General features: G+C 67.0%; 13 protein-coding genes. 7 read left to right on the plus strand and 6 right to left on the minus strand.

Annotation, left to right across the window (positions count from 1 at the left end; all coding sequences use genetic code 11):
- Positions 1–8: 8 nt before the first annotated feature.
- From E3T31_RS01760 to E3T31_RS01770, 3 genes are all read right to left on the minus strand, one after another.
- The gene (locus E3T31_RS01760; RefSeq protein WP_241977496.1) at positions 9–2,990 is read right to left on the minus strand and encodes an alpha/beta fold hydrolase; all 2,982 of its coding nucleotides are present in this window, start codon (positions 2,988–2,990) and stop codon (positions 9–11) included.
- 44 nt (positions 2,991–3,034) lie between these two features.
- Entirely contained in the window at positions 3,035–4,057 is a 1,023-nt protein-coding gene (locus tag E3T31_RS01765) for a 3-oxoacyl-ACP synthase III (protein WP_134467212.1), read from the minus strand.
- Positions 4,058–4,179: 122 nt separating this feature from the next.
- Entirely contained in the window at positions 4,180–7,758 is a 3,579-nt protein-coding gene (locus tag E3T31_RS01770) for a bifunctional proline dehydrogenase/L-glutamate gamma-semialdehyde dehydrogenase (protein WP_134467223.1), read from the minus strand.
- A gap of 156 nt (positions 7,759–7,914) precedes the next feature.
- Between E3T31_RS01770 and E3T31_RS01775 the strand changes: the two genes are divergently transcribed.
- The 3 genes from E3T31_RS01775 (at position 7,915) to E3T31_RS01785 (ending at position 11,318) form a co-directional block, all read left to right on the plus strand.
- Positions 7,915–8,880 (plus strand): LysR family transcriptional regulator, encoded by a 966-nt coding sequence (locus E3T31_RS01775; protein ID WP_134467213.1) that lies wholly within the window; start codon positions 7,915–7,917, stop codon positions 8,878–8,880.
- 199 nt (positions 8,881–9,079) lie between these two features.
- The gene (locus E3T31_RS01780) at positions 9,080–10,726 is read left to right on the plus strand and encodes an NAD(P)/FAD-dependent oxidoreductase (protein WP_134467214.1); all 1,647 of its coding nucleotides are present in this window, start codon (positions 9,080–9,082) and stop codon (positions 10,724–10,726) included.
- Positions 10,727–10,811: 85 nt separating this feature from the next.
- Positions 10,812–11,318, plus strand: a complete 507-nt coding sequence (locus tag E3T31_RS01785; protein ID WP_134467215.1) for an SRPBCC domain-containing protein — start codon at positions 10,812–10,814, stop codon at positions 11,316–11,318.
- 23 nt (positions 11,319–11,341) lie between these two features.
- Here E3T31_RS01785 and E3T31_RS01790 read toward each other — a convergent pair whose 3' ends face one another.
- Entirely contained in the window at positions 11,342–12,010 is a 669-nt protein-coding gene (locus E3T31_RS01790; RefSeq protein WP_174844835.1) for a thioesterase family protein, read from the minus strand.
- On the opposite strand from E3T31_RS01790, the gene E3T31_RS01795 reads away from it, so the two are divergent.
- On the plus strand, positions 12,009–12,647 hold the full coding sequence (locus tag E3T31_RS01795) for a LysE family translocator (RefSeq protein ID WP_104131859.1): 639 nt from the start codon (positions 12,009–12,011) through the stop codon (positions 12,645–12,647). The genes E3T31_RS01790 and E3T31_RS01795 overlap by 2 nt on opposite strands.
- Here the strand turns inward: E3T31_RS01795 and E3T31_RS01800 are convergent.
- The gene (locus E3T31_RS01800) at positions 12,644–13,756 is read right to left on the minus strand and encodes an alpha/beta hydrolase fold domain-containing protein (RefSeq protein WP_241977498.1); all 1,113 of its coding nucleotides are present in this window, start codon (positions 13,754–13,756) and stop codon (positions 12,644–12,646) included. The two genes, E3T31_RS01795 and E3T31_RS01800, sit on opposite strands and share 4 nt — an antisense overlap.
- A 74-nt stretch (positions 13,757–13,830) precedes the next feature.
- Positions 13,831–14,355: a YbhB/YbcL family Raf kinase inhibitor-like protein gene (locus tag E3T31_RS01805; RefSeq protein ID WP_241977500.1), complete on the minus strand. Its 525-nt coding sequence runs from the start codon at positions 14,353–14,355 to the stop codon at positions 13,831–13,833.
- 93 nt (positions 14,356–14,448) lie between these two features.
- On the opposite strand from E3T31_RS01805, the gene E3T31_RS01810 reads away from it, so the two are divergent.
- The 3 genes from E3T31_RS01810 (at position 14,449) to E3T31_RS01820 (ending at position 17,171) form a co-directional block, all read left to right on the plus strand.
- Positions 14,449–15,354: a rhodanese-related sulfurtransferase gene (locus E3T31_RS01810; protein WP_134467216.1), complete on the plus strand. Its 906-nt coding sequence runs from the start codon at positions 14,449–14,451 to the stop codon at positions 15,352–15,354.
- Positions 15,355–15,435: 81 nt separating this feature from the next.
- On the plus strand, positions 15,436–16,338 hold the full coding sequence (locus E3T31_RS01815) for an ATP-binding cassette domain-containing protein (RefSeq protein ID WP_134467217.1): 903 nt from the start codon (positions 15,436–15,438) through the stop codon (positions 16,336–16,338).
- Positions 16,335–17,171 (plus strand): ABC transporter permease, encoded by an 837-nt coding sequence (locus tag E3T31_RS01820; protein ID WP_134467218.1) that lies wholly within the window; start codon positions 16,335–16,337, stop codon positions 17,169–17,171. Before E3T31_RS01815 ends, E3T31_RS01820 begins: the two co-directional genes overlap by 4 nt.
- Positions 17,172–17,434 lie beyond the last annotated feature (263 nt).

Consider the following 17,434-nt stretch of genomic DNA (forward strand, 5'->3'; position numbering starts at 1 on the left):
CGCGCCCCTCATGGCTTAGTCCAGCGACCACCAGCGAGGATGCCGGTGGCCCAGCGCGACAGCCGGCTGCGGTCGATCTTGGAGTTGTGCCGAATATCGGTGGGCAGTCCGGGCACGACGAGCACCGCGGCGACCGGCGAGCCGACAGCGGCGCGCACGGCGGCGGCGAGCGGAGCGGATGCCCGGTGCACGCTGCGGGCCGGCGGCACGGTTTCGATCACGGCGACCTGCTGCTGGGTACCGACCGGGCCGACCCCGACGAAGGCCGCACGAGCAACGTCGGGCAGCGTTTCGATGCGCTGCTCCGGACCGACCGGGGTGACGACGCCGCCAGCGGTCACGATGACATGCGGCATGCGGCCCTCGACCCAGAGGCGGCCAGCGCTGTCGAGGTGACCGACGTCGCCGGTTCGATGCCAGCGTTCGCCGGGCACCCCGCCGCGCCGCGAGGCCCGCTCGGTGAGCCAGAGCCGGTCGTAGTGGTCCTTGACGTGCGGCGCCGACACGACGATCTCGCCGGTCACGTCGGGCTGCTCCGACAACTCACCAACGGATGCCCCACTCGCGTCGAGCGCGCTGATCCGGATGCGCGTGGTCTGCGTCGACCCCCCGACGCAGACTCCCCCGGCCGGGTTCACTTCAGCCGACGTCGCAATGAGCGCGGCCTCACCATCTCCGCCGGTCGAGCTTGCCGAGACCGCAGTGTCGGGCAGTGAGGCAGTGGACGGGTCCGACTCGCCGTCGTGCGCTGCGGCATCCGCTCTGCGAGGCATGGAAACACTCGCAGCGGCAGCTCGGATGCCCTCGAGCGTGATGTCGGCCATGAGCAGGCCTTCGGTCATGCCGTACGGCGTGTGCGCGGTCGCTTGCGGCATGAGCGCTGCGGCCTGGGCGAGCAGGCTCTCGGAGATTGGCGCGCCGGCCGAAAGAAAACGCTGCACCCCGGCGAGGGCCGCGTGATCGGCGGGGGTGAGCGCGCCGGCGGTCGCGACGACGTTCACGAGCGCGGCGGGCGAGAGAAAGACAACCGTCGCGTCGATGGAAGCTACGGCGGCAGCAACCGCGGTGGCTGTGAGCGTTTTGGGGGCGGTGACGTCCATGTCGGGGGTGACCGAGCGGGCGCCGAGGGCCGGGCCGAGCAGGGCAAACGGGGCGAATCCGGCGACGAGACCGGTGCCGACGCCGACGCCGTACTGCAGGTAGAGGGCATTGCTCACGGCGGACAGCTGGCCGTGCGTGTAGACGACGCCCTTGGCCGGGCCGGTCGATCCGGAGGTGAACAGCACGGCGGCCGGGTCGGTCGGTGCGGGCTTCGGCGGGAGTGCATCGTCGGCGTCGAGGCGCGCCTCACCCAACTGCACGAGCTCGGCGAGGGTGTGCTCGATGCTCAGGAGCGCGGCCATCGCGGCAGGGAAGCGCGCCGTGGAGATTTTGCGTCCGGGCCAGCCGAGGGCGCGGGCGGCCATGAGGCCGGGAGCTGCGCCGATGACGAAGTCGGGGCGGGCGCCGCGCACGGCGCGAGTGAGGCCGGCCAGGCCGAGGCCGGCATCCGCTACGACAACGATCGCGCCGATGCGCACGCAGGCGTAAAGCACCGCGGTGAGGTCGGCGCTCGGCGGAACCAGCAGCGAGACGCGGTCGCCGGGCTTGACGCCAATGAAGACGAGACCGGCCGCGATCTGGCGTACGCGCCGCGACAGCAAGCGCCAGCTGACGGTGCGCGGGGCCGGCTGCATATCGACGAGGGCGGTCTCGTCGGAGTTTTGCAATTCGTCGAGGTAATACCAAAGTGGATGCGTCCCCGCGGCTTCCCACGCGGCTTGCGGTCCCCCTATGGCGGTCTCGGCAAGCTCGACCAACGGAGATAGCGAGGCGGCCTCGCTCCCCAAGACGGCGGTGAGCAGCGTGCTGGACGCTCCCATCCGCTGATCGAGCTTGCCGAGATCGCCGTTCCGGGAGGGGGACGTGACCGCATTAGCCGCATCGTCGGGAGTGGCCGTGACGGCGTCGCCGAGCCAGAGCAGCGCGGCAGCAGCGTAGTCCGCATCCTCGGCCAGCAGATGCCCAGCGCCCTCGAACCGGTGCACGCGGGCGTGCGGCATCCGCCGGGCCAGGTCGTCGAGGTAGCGGTCGCTGAAGATTGGATCGCGGGGACCCCAAAGCAGCAGTGTCGGCACCGCGAGGGCGCGCGCGCCCTCCGCTATGCGGTCGAGTTCAGGACGACTTTCGTGGCTCAGTGCGACCGGAATGTCGACGACGAACCCGCCGATTCCCCCGCGTCGAGCGCGCGTCAAATACGGAGCTCGGTAGCCGCGCTTGACCTCGGTTGATAGCGACGGATGCGCCAGCGCCAGCGTCGTGGCCAGAAACGCCGGCGTCGCCACGGTTACCGGGCCGAGGATTCCACGACCGAGGGCGAGCCGCAGTGGCGCCGGAATCGGATCGCCAGCGCTCTGATGCACCGCCGTATTGAGCAGCATGACTCCGGCCAGCAGTTCGGGGTGGTCGACGGCCCAGCCGAGCGAGACGACTCCTCCCCAGTCATGGCCGAGGGTGACGACCGGGCCGGCCAGGTCGAGGGCGTCGGTGAGGTCGCCGAGGTCCTGCACCCGGCGGGCCAGTGGGCGAACACCTCCGGTGCGCTCGGAGAAACCCATGTCGAGCTGGTCGACGGCGATCACGCGCCAGGCGAGCGCACCCGACGCCGCTGCATCCGCTGCCGACGACAGCAGGCCGCGCCAGAGGTAGGACCAGGTCGGGTTGCCGTGCACGCACAGAATCGTTCCGACCGGAATCACGCCGAGCGCGTCGAGCTGCGGACCATTGTCGAGCAGGTGCCAGCCGTGCCGCACCTCACCCGTTGAATTGCTCTCGGCAACCTCGACCAGCTGGGACCACTCCGGGTCGAGGCCCTCCAGCCCGACCGGCGGCAGTGCCGCCGGAGCCGAAACGGTGCGAGGCAGACGACGGGAGGTGCGGGTATCAGTCACAGGGCCATTTCTGAGCGAGTTCGAGCAGGGTTACAGAACAGAGGTCACCAGACAAGCTCCATCATGGCGGTGTTGAGGCCGGAACCGACGCCCATCAGCAGCACCCGGTTGCCCGGTTGCAGCTTCGACGCCTCCTGGGAGAGGGTGATCGGAATCGATGCCGGGCCGACATTGCCAAGCTTCGGATAGGTCAGCGGAACCTTGGTTTTGTCCATGCCGGTCGCCTTGACGATGGCGTTGGTGTGCACGTCCGAGACCTGGTGCACGATATAGCGGTCCATGTTGGACCAGCTCCAGTCGCGCTTCGCGTCGGTCCAGGCCGATACGACCAGTTCCATGCCGCCCTTGAGCAGCGCCTTCGCGTCGGTGAACATGCCATCGACGCTGCCGACGCAGAGTCCGTTGAACTGGGTGGCCGCGCGGGTGACTCCACCGAGGATGCGGTGGCCGGCGGGGTGGGCATCCGCTGGACCGAGCACGGCGGCGGCAGCGCCGGAGCCGAGGGTGAGGCTCGCGAACTCACTCATGAAGTCTTTGCGCTTGATGCCCGGGCGACCGAGGCGGTCAATCGTGTTGGTCTGGATCTCGTCGGCGTCTTCACCGTCGATGATCACGGCGTACTTGATCTGCCCGCTGTCGATGAGCTGGGCGGCGAGGGTCATGCCGTTGACGAAGCCGAGGCAGGCGTTGGCAATGTCGAAGTTGATCGCCGACGACGGCAGGCCGAGGCCGTGGTGAATACGCACGGCAACAGAGGGTTCGAGGTGCTTGCGGGTGACCGAGGTATTGATGAGCAGGCCCACGTCGCTCGGCTTGATGCCAGCCTCTTTGAGCGCGATCTTGCCGGCCTTGACCGCGGCGTCATCGAAGGTTTCGTCCGGGCCCCAATTGCGTCGCTCGTAGACACCGGCGACGCGCTGCAGCAGCCCGGTCGGCAGTTTGAGGCGCGTCAATACTGGCTTCAACCGTCGGTCGATTTCTTCCGACGTCGTGATCAGCGGCGCCATCAGACTCGCGACCGACAACAAGGCGACGTTTCGATGCGTCGTCGTCGCGTTTCCGTTCAAGCGTGAACCCCTGTCGAATTGTGGACAGCGGTAATCATACGTCCCCTGACAGTTTGACCCACGAAACTGTATGTAAACCGCACGTGGCCTGTGTGCCCGCTCGGGGCACACAGGCAGACGGGCTAGATCACACCGTCCGAGAGCGTGCTCGGGTTACCGAACCGGTGCGCGGTGATCGAGATGGCCTGTTCGCGCAGGAACGGCAGCACCTCGATGCGGCCGGCCTGGGTGACCGCGTTCGAGTACACGGCAACGTCGGGGTTGCCGTTCAGCGCTTCGGCGAGAGCGGATGCCGCCTCCCGCGCCCCGAGCACCGGGTCGCTGCCGATCAGGCGCACCCGGCTGGCCGTGATGCCACCGGAGCGGGCCCGGTCGAGCCACTCGTCGTCGCTTTCGATGAACACCGGAATCTCGCGCTCGGCCAGGATATTGCGCACGGCCGGCGGAACCGGAATGGTGCTCGACACGTCAAAGCGCGACGTCGACAGGGTCGCAGCGGCAATCACGCGCAGCAGCTGGGCGAGCGTGCCGGTTTCGGTCAGGCGCACGGTGACCGGCAGCGCACGGTAGCGGAACAGGTTGCGTTCGACCCCGAGGCCGGTCGCGTCGCGCACGACGTTGAATTCCTCGCGCCAAGCCAGAGCGTCGCTCACCGCCGAGCGGCGCAGCACGTCGAAGTCGGCGTAGTCCAGGAACGGCTGGCTGGCTTCGATGATGTCGGTGACGCGCTGCTCCAGGCCACGCAGGTGCAGCGTCGAGCTGTTGCGGCCGGGTTCGTTGACCCAGCTGCCCAGGCCGTAGAGGTAGTTGGGCCCGCCGGCCTTGGTACCAGCGCCCACGGCGGAGCGCTTCCAGCCGCCGAACGGCTGGCGCTGCACGATGGCGCCGGTGATGCCACGGTTGACGTAGAGGTTGCCGGCTTCGATCGTGTCGACCCAGAGAGCAAGCTCATCGGCATCGAGCGAGTGCAGTCCGGTGGTCAACCCGTAGTCGACGGCATTCTGAAAGCGGATGGCTTCTTCCAGATTGCGTGCATGCATCACGCCGAGTACCGGTCCGAAGAATTCGGTCAGGTGGAAATACGATCCGGGCGTGACGCCGGTGCGGATGCCGGGCGACCACAGCTTGCCGGTCTCATCGAGCTGCCGGGGCTCGACCAGCCACTGTTCTTCGGCGCCGAGGGTGGTGAGGGCGTGCAGCAGTTTGCCGTCGGCCGGCATCATGATCGGGCCCATCTGGGTGACCGGGTCGCTCGCCGGGCCGACCTTGATCGAGGTCGCGGCGTCGACCAGCTGGCCGAGGAACCGCTCCGACTTCGCGACCGATCCGACCAGAATCACCAGGCTCGCGGCCGAGCACTTCTGGCCGGCGTGGCCGAAGGCGCTCTTCACCACGTCGGCGGCGGCCAGGTCAAAGTCGGCCGATGGGGTGACGATGATGGCGTTCTTGCCGCTGGTTTCGGCGAGCAGGGGTAGGTCGTGGCGGAATGAGCGGAACAGCTCGGCCGTCTCATAGCCGCCGGTGAGGATGACCCGGTTCACCGCGGGGTGCGCGATGAGCTTGGCGCCGAGATCGCGGTCGGGCAGGTTCACCAGCGCGAGCAGCTCGCGCGGGATGCCGGCTTCCCAGAGCGCTTCGACAACGATGGCGCCGGTGCGCTGGGCTACCGCGGCGGGCTTGATCACGACGCCGGCACCCGAGGCGAGGGCGGCGAGGACGCCGCCGGCCGGAATGGCGGTCGGGAAGTTCCACGGCGGGGTGACCACGATGAGCTTCGAGGGCACGAAGATGGCGCCCTGCACCCGGTCGAGGTCTTTGGCTCGTTCGGCGTAGTAGTTGGCGAAGTCGATGGCCTCGCTCACCTCGGCGTCACCCTCGGTGATGGTCTTGCCGCACTCGCTCGCCATGACCTCGATCAGGCGGTCACGGTTCGCGGCGAGCGCCAGGGCGGCGCGGTGCAGCACGGCGGCGCGTTCGGCGCCGGTCTTCTGGCCCCAGGCGTTTCCGGCTTCGAGCACACCGTCGATGATCGTGTTCAGCGCTGCCTCATCGGCAACGGCGGCGGCCTCGGTCGTCTCGGTACCGAGAACGGATGCGTCGGCGCGGGCCAAAATCCGTCGGCCCCAGGCGCGGTTCGCGGGCAGCGACGGGTCGGTGTCCGGCTCGTTGTGGAACGTCGAGTGGGTGGGCACCGAGCCGCGGGTGATGCCGAGCAGTGCGCCGGTCAGTTGCGGGTCGTCGTCGACGGTCTCGGCGTCGTGGCTGCGGGCATCCGTTGTGGCGGCGGCGAGGCGACCCCGGTCGTAGCTGCTCGAGCGGTCCTGCACTCGATTGGGGGTGGGCACGCGGTCGTCGAGCGCGTCGAGCGAGGCCTGGAAACGGGCCTTCTCGCGGTCGAACAGCTCGGGGTTGCTGGTCAGCTCGAACACGGCCGACATGAAGTTCTCCGAGCTCGCGTTCTCTTCGAGCCGGCGAATGAGGTAGCTAATGGCCACGTCGAACTGCGAGGGGTCGACGACCGGTGTGTAGAGCAGCAGCTGGCCGACGTCCTTGCGCACGGCCTGGGCCTGGCCGGTCGCCATGCCGAGCAGCATCTCGAACTCGACCTTGTCGTCGACGCCGCGGGCGACGCTGAGCAGGTGCGCCCAGGCTACGTCGAACAGGTTGTGGCCGGCGATTCCGAGCTTGACGGCATCCGTGTTCTGCGGGGTGAGCGCCCAGTTGAGCACCCGCTTGTAGTTGGTGTCGCTGTCTTGCTTGGTGCCGAAGGTCGCGAGCGGCCAGTCGTGCATGGCGGCATCGACGTGCTCCATGGCGAGGTTGGCGCCCTTGACCAGGCGCACCTTGATCGGGGCCCCACCGGCCGCGCGGCGGTTCTGGGCCCAACGGGTGAGGCCCTGAATGGCGCTGAGGGCGTCGGGCAGGTAGGCCTGCAGCACGATACCGGCCTCGAGCTGGGCGAGCTGCGGCTGGTCGAGCAGGCCCTCGAATACCGCAATGGTGAGGTCGAGGTCGCGGTACTCCTCCATGTCGAGGTTGATGAATTTCGGGGTAGCGGATGCCGCTGCGAACTCAAACAGCGGTGTCAGGCGCTCGATCACGCGGGTGACGGTCTCGTCGAAGGCCCACATCGAGAGCTGACTGGCGATCGAGGACACCTTGATCGAGACGTAGTCGACGTCGGGGCGTTCGAGGATGCGCTTGGTGCCTTCGAGGCGTTCGAGCGCTTCTTTCTCGCCGAGCACGGATTCGCCGAGCAGATTGATGTTGAGGCGGTTGCCGCCCTCTTTCAGGTGAACGAGCGCCGGGCCGAGCTTGTCGGGGGTGGCGTCGACGACGAGGTGGCCGACCATCTGGCGCAACACGGTGCGGGCGGCCGGGATGACGATCCAGGGCAGCACCGGCCCGAGGATTCCGCCGAGGCCGATCGCCGCGCGCATCGGTGCGGGCAGAAAACCGGGCGCCTTCTTGGCGACCTTTTGCAGGCTGTAGCCGGCGACCATCTTGTCTTCGGGACGCATGACGCCGTCCACAAAGCCCACCGTGAAGTCGAGACCGTTCGGGTCCTTCAGCACGCCGGCGAGCCGCTCGGCCGCGGCATCCGCTGGGATGGTGGCACTTTCGTCAAGCCATTTCTTAACAAGCTTGACGACCTCCGAACTGAAATCCTCGTTGGCGGGACGGGTGGAGGCGTTGGTCATGGTCACGAGACTAGTCTTTCGTTCGCGGTGGGTGGCTCTGATGGTTCAAGTCTGAGGCCAGCCTATATTTAGCAAAAGCAATTGTTTATGCATGATATTCGTTACAATTTCTAATGATTTGGTTTTCGGTGGGTCGATGGGTGTAAGGGGCAGTGGATGCTGGACGTCAGGCGGCTGCGACTGCTGCGCGAACTGAAGATTCGCGGCACCCTCGCCGGGGTCGCCGAGGCACTCGCCTACAGCCCTTCGGCGGTGTCGCAACAGCTCGCGCTGCTCGAAAAGGAGGCGGGCGTCGTGCTGCTGAAGAAGGTCGGCCGCCGGGTGCAGCTCACGCCGCAGGCCGAGATTCTGGTCGAGCACACCACCTACCTGCTGGAGCGACTCGAACTCGCCGAAGCCGACCTGCGCGCGAGCACCACGACCGTGTCGGGCACCGTGCGGGTGGCCGTGTTCCAGTCGGCGGCCCTCGCGGTGATTCCCCGGGCGCTCACCTTTCTGGCGGAAGACTATCCGGCGCTGCGCGTCGAAGTGACCGAGCGCGAGCCGGAACGTGGCCTGTTCGAGGTCGCCGCGCGCGACTTCGACCTCGTACTCGCCGAGCAGTACCCCGGCCATACTCGCGCGCACTGGCCCGACCTCGACCGGGTCAATCTGGCCACGGATGCGTTGCGGCTCGCGGTGCCGCCCGAAGATGCCAGCTCGGGCCGCGTGCGTGCGGCGACGCTGGAGGAGACCGCCGTGCTGCCTTGGGTGATGGAACCGGTCGGCACAGCATCGCGGCAATGGGCCACGCAGCTCTGCCGCTCCGTCGGGTTCGAACCGGACGTTCGGTTTGAAACCGCCGACCTGATCGCGCACATCCGCTTGATTGAATCGGGCAATGCGGTGGGCATTCTGCCCGACCTGGTTTGGGCGGGGCGGATGCCGGCCGTGCAGCTGCACGATCTGCCGGGCACCCCGCATCGCACCCTGTTTTCGGCCGCGCGCCGGTCGAGCGCGCAGCGGCCGGGGGTGGTCGCGGTGCGCGGCGCCCTCGACCGGGCGGTGAGCAAGGTGGCCAAGCCCACCGAATCCGACCCGCTGGAGCCGCCGCGCCCGTTCGAGCCCCTCGCGCCGGTCTAGCGGGCCGCCCTCCTCCTCCTCCTCCTCCTCCTCCTCCTCCTCCTGCTGCTGCTGCTGCTGCTGCTGCTGCTGCTGCTGCTGCTGCTGCTGCTGCGAGCGGGTCAAGTGCTGCTTCAGCACCCCCGAAGCAACCGTTTACCCGCTTTCGCGTGCAGACGTGGGCGCGGGGTGACACGGAGCCGGTCGGTAGGCTCGGCGCATGAGCGAACCCACACACGACGTCGTGATCATCGGAGGCGGCCACAACGGCCTGGTCGCCGCCACCTACCTCGCCCAGGCCGGACGCAGCGTGCTCGTGCTCGAACGGGAGCCGCAGGTCGGCGGTGCCGCCATTTCAACGGATGCCTTTGCCGGCGTCGATGCGCGCCTGTCGCGCTACTCCTATCTGGTGAGCCTGCTGCCGGCCAGAATCATTCACGAGCTGGGCCTCGACATTGAGCTCGCCCGGCGGCGGTATTCGTCATATACGCCGATGCCGGGCGTCGCGTCTACTGACAGCGCGTCGGCTGGCAGCGCGTCGGCTGGCAGCGCGTCGGCTGGCAGCGCGTCGGCTGACAGCGCAGCCGGGCTGCTGGTCGATCACGGCGACGCCGCGGCGACCAGGGAATCGTTCGCGCGCATCGGGGCTGCGGCCGATTTCGACGCGTGGAACGCGTTCTACGAGGACACCGCGCGGCTGGCGCGCGCCGTGTTCCCCACGGTCTGCGAACCACTGCTCACCCGCTCGGAGGCCCGGCGGCTGGTCGACGACGACGAGCTCTGGGCCGCGCTGATCGAGCAGCCGCTCGGCCGGACCATCAGCGACCGCTTCGAGAACGACCTCGTGCGCGGCGTCGTGGCCACCGACGGGCTGATCGGCACGTTCACGAGCCTCGCCGACCACAGTCTCGACGCGAACCGCTGCTTTCTATACCACGTGATCGGCAATGGAACCGGGGACTGGGACGTGCCGATCGGCGGCATGGGCGCCGTGACCGGGGCGCTCAAGCGGGCGGCCCGCGCTGCCGGCGCGCGGCTTGAAGTCGGGGCTGAAGTCACATCGGTCAGCGCCGATGGAGCCGTGGAGTACTTCCAGGAGGGTCGCGTCAAGAAGACGCACGGCGCGGTGATTTTGGCGAACGTCGCGCCCTGGGTGCTGCGGGGGCTGCTGGGCGCTGGAGGAACGGCATCCGCTGTCGTAGGAAAGCCGGAGGGCGCGCAGGTGAAGGTCAACCTGCTGCTGACCCGGTTGCCGCAACTGTTGGACGCGAGCGTGTCGCCCGAGGCCGCGTTCGGCGGCACTTTTCATATCAACGAATCGTACGAGCAATTGCAGGCCGCGTATGAGCAGGCGCTGGCCGGGGAGATTCCCTCCGTTTTGCCGTGCGAGATCTACTGTCATTCGCTGACCGATCCGAGCATTCTTTCGCCCGAACTCGCCCAGGCCGGGGCGCACACGCTCACCGTTTTCGCCCTGCACACGCCCCATCGCGCGCTCACCGAGGCCAACAACGACGAGATGCGGGCGCAGTTGCAGGCCGCAGTGCTGCGTTCGCTCAATTCGGTGCTGGCCGAGCCGATCGAACCCCTCTTAATGACGGATGCTGCCGGTCGTCCCTGCATCGAAACCAAGACTACGCTCGACCTCGAGCACGCCCTGAACCTGCCCGGCGGCAATATTTTTCACGGCGGGCTGTCCTGGCCGTTCCTCGAGGATGACGAGCCGCGCGGCACGCCAGCCGAGCGCTGGGGAGTAGCCACCTCGCATCCGCGCATATTGATCTGCGGGGCGGGTGCGAGGCGCGGCGGCGGGGTCAGCGGGCTCGGCGGCCACAACGCCGCGATGGCCGTGCTCGAGGGTGCGTAGTAGACGGATCGGCGCGTGTAGCCGACGGGTTGAAAGTGGCCTAGCCTGAGGGAAGACTCGCGTTTCACTCATAGTGGAGGTCACCATGTCAGCCAAGCCCACCGGTCGTCTCGTTCACCGCGAGGACGGTCTGTATCTCATGCTCAATCGGCTCTTCAATGCGCCGATCGAACAAGTCTGGGCGAGCCTGACCCGCCCGGCCGAGCTGGAGAAGTGGATCGGCACCTTTACCGGTTCGCCGGCCACCGGAGCGGTCAAGTTCAAGATGACCGCCGAACCCGATGCCAAGTGGGAGTACGTGAGCGTGCGTGAGTGCCTGGCTCCGCACCGATTCAACGGTGATTTCGGCGAGGGCGAAGACTCCTGGCGCGCCATGTTCCACCTGGTCGAGGGCGACGGCATGACCAACCTGACCTTCGGGCAGCGCCTGCGGAGCCCGTCGGAAGCCGCCACGGTTGGCCCCGGCTGGGACTACTACCTCGATCGCCTGGTGGCCTCGCGCGCCGGTCTGCCGCTACCGCAATGGGAGCACTACTACCCCGCGCACGCCCAGTTCTACAAGGACCTGATCGTTCCGGCTCGCACCGCCTGATCTGCCCCGCGAAAGCGGAAGGGCTAGTTCCAGATGCTGGGGGCGGGAGCGCGCGTGGGCGGGACCGCCGCGGTGGCTGCCCACTCCAGCAGCCAGTCGGGCACGCTCACGTTGTCGGGGGCGACGCCGATGGCCTCGAGCAGTTCGTCGATCGTGACGATTCCACCGGTGCGCTTGAGAAAGCGACCACGAATGTGACCGTGGGCGTAGATTTCGGGCGTGCCATCGGCATCCGGTCGTACGAAGCGCTGCTCGACGTACACGGCTTTCTCATCGAACCCGATGATGCGCGACTCGACCGTGAACTTCTGGCCGAGCTTGAGCGACTTTCGAAAACTGATCGTTTCCGACACGACGACCGGATACCAGCCTTGCCGTTTGAAGATCGCCCAGACGCCGGTGCGGTGCAGCATGTCGAAGCGGGCCACGTCCATGATCGACAGGTAGACGCCGTTGTTCATGTGCCGCAAAATGTCCTGGTCGGTGGGCAGCGTCACGAAGTTGGTGCGCGCCACGTCGAAGTGACCGAGCCGGGGGCCGAACTGCGACAGCAGGGCGTGGAGGAGGGTTCTGAAGAACATATGCACGACCCCGATGCTAGCGAGGCCGCGGCTCAGACGGGCAATCCGTTGTGGGTGAGCGCCAGCATCCGTCTCTCCAGACCGGCTTGCCTGCACGATATGCTCAAACATGGTTTCCCTGCCCACCCTGCTGACGTTCGCCCTCGCGTCGATCGCGCTCATCGTCATTCCCGGCCCGACCGTGCTGTTTGTGATCGGGCGTTCGCTCGCTCTCGGACGCCTCGGTGGCTTTCTCAGCGTTCTCGGCAACGCTCTCGGTCTGATTCCGGTGATCATCGCGGTTTCGCTCGGACTCGGCGCGATCGTGACCCAGTCCGTGCTGCTGTTCACGATCGTGAAGTTCGCCGGTGCCGCGTACATCATCTATCTCGGGGTGCAGGCTATTCGAAACCGGCATAAGGCGGCCCGGATGAGCGAGGCCCGCGTGGCGCGTAAAACCAAGTGGCGGCTCGTGTTCGAGGGGTTCGTCGTGGGGCTCAGCAATCCGAAGTCGCTCGTGTTCTTCATCGCGGTACTGCCGCAGTTCGTGAATTACCGGGCTGGCGATGTGCCGCTGCAGCTCGCAGTGCTTGGGTTGGTCTTCGTGGTGCTTGCCCTGCTCGGCGACAGCACCTGGGCCCTCGCGGCCGGCACGGCGCGGACCTGGTTCGCGAAATCACCGAAGCGCGTCGAGAATCTGTCCTCGGCCGGCGGCGTGATCATGATCGGGCTCGGCGGGGTGCTCGCCGCGACCGGCGCACGGTCCTAAACAGCGACCACCGCGCGCGGCGCGACCGCCCGCACGAAGGCGCCCAGGCGACGGTAGACCTCCTGCGATTCCGGATGCGAGTCATCCTGCTGCCAGGTGTGCTTGGTGTTGACGCTGCGACGTCCGTAAATGAGGGTGTCCACCCAGATCTTGCGTGCCCGCAGCGCCTCGATGAAGTTGAGGTTGGCGCGATAGAAATAGTCCCGCTCCGAGGTCGTGACGAACACCGGCGGAAAGCCCCGGTCGAGCCATTCGATCGGCGACATGAACCGGGCAGCCGTGCGCAGGTGCAGCCCGCGGCCCCGCTTGGGCAGCAGCATCCGCACGAAATTGAGGCTCAAGACGAAGCCGCGCTCGAACAGCACCGAAAAGTCGGCAATGCTGCAGTGCTGCACCAGACCGCGCAGATGGCGGGCAGTGACCGGGGGACGAATGCCGTAGTGCTCGGCGAGTTCGGGCGCATAGGCGGCGGCCGTGAGCAGCGCGGCGATGTGGCCGCCCGCGGAATCGCCACCGAGCACGATGCGCGTCGGGTCGCCGCCATAGGCCGCGACGTTGCGGGCGACCCAGTCGAGCACCGCGTTGCCGTCCTGCATCATGTGGCCCAGCTGAAACCGCGTCGCCATGCGGTAGTTGGCGTTGATGACGATCATGCCCTCAGCGGCCTGGCTCGCGCAATATTTGGTCAGCGGATCCTTGTCGCCCGAGGTCCAGCCGCCACCGTGAAAGTACACGTAGACCGGCAGGGGCGCCGCTACGGCATCCGTGCGCTTGGGCACGAGGACGTCGAGCCGGTGAATCTTCTGCCCGTCGCCGATGTAGTCGATATCGAGGTCGTACTCCACGGAGTCGATCGGGTGCAGATTGAACTTGTGCACCGGTGTCGCGCGCCGCAACATGAGTGCACGCCAAGCCCAGACCGGCAGCCGACGGATGCCCGTCTCCCGATGCGTAGACCGATCAACGGTGACACCGTCCGCGTGCAAACGGATACCGTGCAGCCAGGCCGGTGCGCGGCGGTCAGCGCGGGCGGTGCCCGCCGAAGTCGAGGGATGTGCTGCGAGGGGAGTCGGGCGAACGATGTCGAACGCGGTACTGGTGTAACTCATTACCTGAGGCTATGTCGACTCCCCCGAATCCCCGCTGAGAGCTAACCCATATGGGGTAAACTCCCGGTTTCAAATCAGGCAGCGGATGCCCCGCCCGCGACCCCGGTCGCCTCCAGCACCGCACGCGCGAGCGTGTGAAAGTGCAGGTTGAAGCCGAGAACGGCCGGCGTCGACTGCGCGTCGATGTCGAGCAACGGCACGTCGACGGCGTGCACGATGAATTGGTAGCGGTGGGTGCCCGTTCCCGGCGGCGGTCCGGCACCGGAGAAGGAGGTCAGGCGCTGCTCGTTCGGCAACACGAGCGAGCCGGACGGCAGGGCATCGACTCCGGCGGGCAGCTCGGTCACCGATACCGGCAGGTTCGCTACCGCCCAGTGCCAAAACCCGGAGCCGGTCGGGGCGTCGGGGTCGTACACGGTCAGGGCGAAACTCCGGGTCTCGGGCGGGAAACCGGTCCAGGACAGCTGGGGGGAAACATCCGCTCCCCCGGCGTCCACGCCGTACTGAGCCGGCCGCAGCGGGCCGCCGTCTGTCATGTCGGTGCTCGAGAGAGAGAACTGGGGCACTTCACCAAAGCGGGCGAGCGGATCCTGGGTCACGGTTGGTCTCCTTGATACGGTGGCTCTGTTGCAGTACAGACAGTGCAGCTAGCCTACGCGCCCGCCGTGGGGGCGCACTCGTAAACTGGCTTCATGGCCATTCCGAAGATTCTGCTCTATTACATCTTCACTCCCCTGGCCGATCCAGACGCTGTGCGGCTCTGGCAACGCGACCTGTGCGCCGGGCTCGGCCTGCGCGGGCGCATCCTGATCTCCAATGACGGCCTGAACGGCACGGTCGGCGGCGACCTGCCAGCGATCAAGAAGTACATTCGCAGGACCCGCGACTACCCGGCGTTCAAGAACATCGATTTCAAGTTCAGCGAGGGCACCGGGCTCGACTCGCACGGCCACAGCCTCGACTTTCCCAAGCTCGTGGTCAAGGTGCGCGACGAAATCGTGAGCTTCGGAGCCCCCGGCGAACTGCGCGTCGACGCGAACGGCGTCATCGGCGGCGGAACCAAGCTGCAACCGGCCGAGCTCAATGCGCTCGTCGCCGAGCGGGGCGATGAGGTTGTCTTCTTCGACGGGCGCAATAAGTTCGAGGCCGAGATCGGCCATTTTCGGGACGCGGTCGTGCCGGATGTGGCCAACACCCGCGAGTTCGTGGCCGAGCTCGACAGCGGTAAATACGACCATCTCAAGGGCAAGCCGGTCGTGACCTACTGCACCGGCGGCATCCGTTGTGAGGTGCTGAGCGGTCTCATGAAATCGCGCGGATTCGGCGAGGTGTACCAGCTCGACGGTGGCATCGTGCGCTACGGCGAGACCTTCGGCAACGAAGGCCTGTGGTCGGGTTCGCTCTACGTCTTCGACCAGCGGATGTCCATCGACTTCGCCCCAGAGGCTGCCGTACTCGGCAGCTGCCAGGTCTGCGCGGCACCGACCACGAACATGCGCAACTGCCGGGACGTCTCCTGCCGGGAGCAACTCGTGGTCTGCCCCGAGTGCGTTGCGCTGGCTGCTCCGACCAGCAAACAGCACGCCCTCACCAAATAACCCCCGGTCGGCAGCCGAAAACGGCCACGCGGGGAATAGGCTGGGAGCACTATTTCTTGAAGCAGCACAGAGGGGAGTCGGATGCCGACCGGCGCGCTCATCGAGTTCACGAACATCAGCAAACGCTTTGGCGGTGTCACCGCGGTCAACGATCTGTCCTTCACAGTCGAACCCGGCCGGGTCACCGGTTTTCTCGGACCGAACGGCGCCGGAAAGACCACTTCCCTGCGTATTCTGCTCGGGCTGGTCGCCGCGAGCAGCGGAACGGCCACCTTCGGCGGCGTGCGCTATCGCGACCTGCCGCATCCGCTTAAAACGGTCGGGGCCGCCCTCGAAGCGGCGAGTTTTCACCCGGGTCGTTCTGCTCGCGACCACCTCGGCGTCTACGCCATCGCAGCCGGACTGCCGCGCACCCGGGTGCTGGAGGTGCTCACCTTGGTGGGCCTCGCCGCCCATGCCGCCCAACGCGTCGGCGGTTACTCGCTCGGCATGCGCCAGCGCCTCGGCCTCGCCTATGCCCTGCTCGGCGACCCGGGCGTACTGGTTCTCGACGAGCCGATCAACGGGCTCGACCCGGAGGGCATCCGCTGGATTCGCGGTTTTCTACGCGACATGGCCGCCGAAGGACGCACCGTTCTGGTCAGTTCGCACCTGCTCTCCGAGGTGCAGCAGAGCGTCGACGACGTCGTGATCATCGCCCGCGGCGAGCTCGTGCACCTCGGGCCCTTGTCGAGCCTCGACACGGATGCCGCGGCCCAGACGATCGTGGATTCTCCCGACCGCGAGAACCTCGCCACCGCACTCACGGCGGCCGGCGTCACCTTCACGACCGGCCGCACCGGACTCATCGCGGCAACCAGCGACCCGGCCCTGCTCGGCCACCTCGCCTTCGAAGCGGGGGTCGAACTGAGCGTGCTGCATCGGCAGAAAGCTGGCTTGGAAGACTCGTTTCTCGCCCTCGTCGGCGGAGACCACTCACTATGACTTCGTTCCTGCGGTCCATTGCGGCCGAATTCGCCAAGATTTTCACCACTCGCCTCTGGTGGATACTCGCGCTCGTGCTGTTTGGCTACATCGGGCTGCTGGCCGGCGGCCTCGCCGCTCTGTTCTCCGGGCTTCAGACCGGTGTGATCAGCCCCGATACTGTGAATACCGGCGGCGGCGCCCTGAGCGGTTTCGGGAGCCTCCCACCCATCATCTATAGCTTCGCCTCCTCGATCGGTTATGTCTTTCCGGTGCTGATCGGTGCCCTCGCGAGCACCGGCGAGTTTCGCCACCAGACGATGACCCCGACGTTTCTGGCGACACCGCGACGCGGGGTCGTGCTCGGCGCCAAGACGGTCACCCTCCTCTTGGTCGGCGCGGCATTCGGTCTCATCGCGCTGGCGGCATCCGTTGGTATCGGCGGCGGCGTCATGAGTACTTTCGGTGTGGATGCGCTGCTCCTCGATTCGGAGACCTGGCTGCTGGTAGCTCGTTCGGTGCTCGCCATGGCCCTGTGGGCGGCGATCGGCGTTGGCCTCGGCGTGCTCGTGCCCAATCAGGTCGCCTCGATCGTGATCGTGCTCGCCTTCACCCAGTTCGTCGAACCTCTGCTGCGGCTCGCGGCCTCTTTTCTCGAGGTCACCGCGAAGATCGGCAACTTTCTACCCGGTGCCGCCTCCGACGCCCTGGTCGGCGCGAGCATCTTCACGGTTATGAACCCGGCCGGCGCAGCGCCCCTGGACTGGTGGCAGGGCGGCCTCGTGCTGCTCGGCTACGCGCTCGTGGCCACCGTCATCGGGTACGCCGTGAGCTGGAAGAAGGACGTCACCTAGCTGGTGCACAGAAGGTCCGCTGATTTCCGTCGATCGAGCCTGACAAGATCCGGGCGACTGACGAAAGGCGGTCTGCGGAACCGACCCTAGCCGTTGGTCGAGCCCGCCAACTCCCGCTCCGAGCGGTCTGGAGACCCCGGCTACTGCCGTTGGTTGAGCTTGCCGAGACCGCCATGGACTGGCCTGCGCCGGTCTCGAGAACGCGGGGTCTGCCCGAATGCGTATTCGCACATAAATCCAAACATATCTGAGAATCTCTCGAC

The organism is Cryobacterium sp. TMS1-13-1 (assembly GCF_004403125.1).
Taxonomy (GTDB): domain Bacteria; phylum Actinomycetota; class Actinomycetes; order Actinomycetales; family Microbacteriaceae; genus Cryobacterium; species Cryobacterium levicorallinum.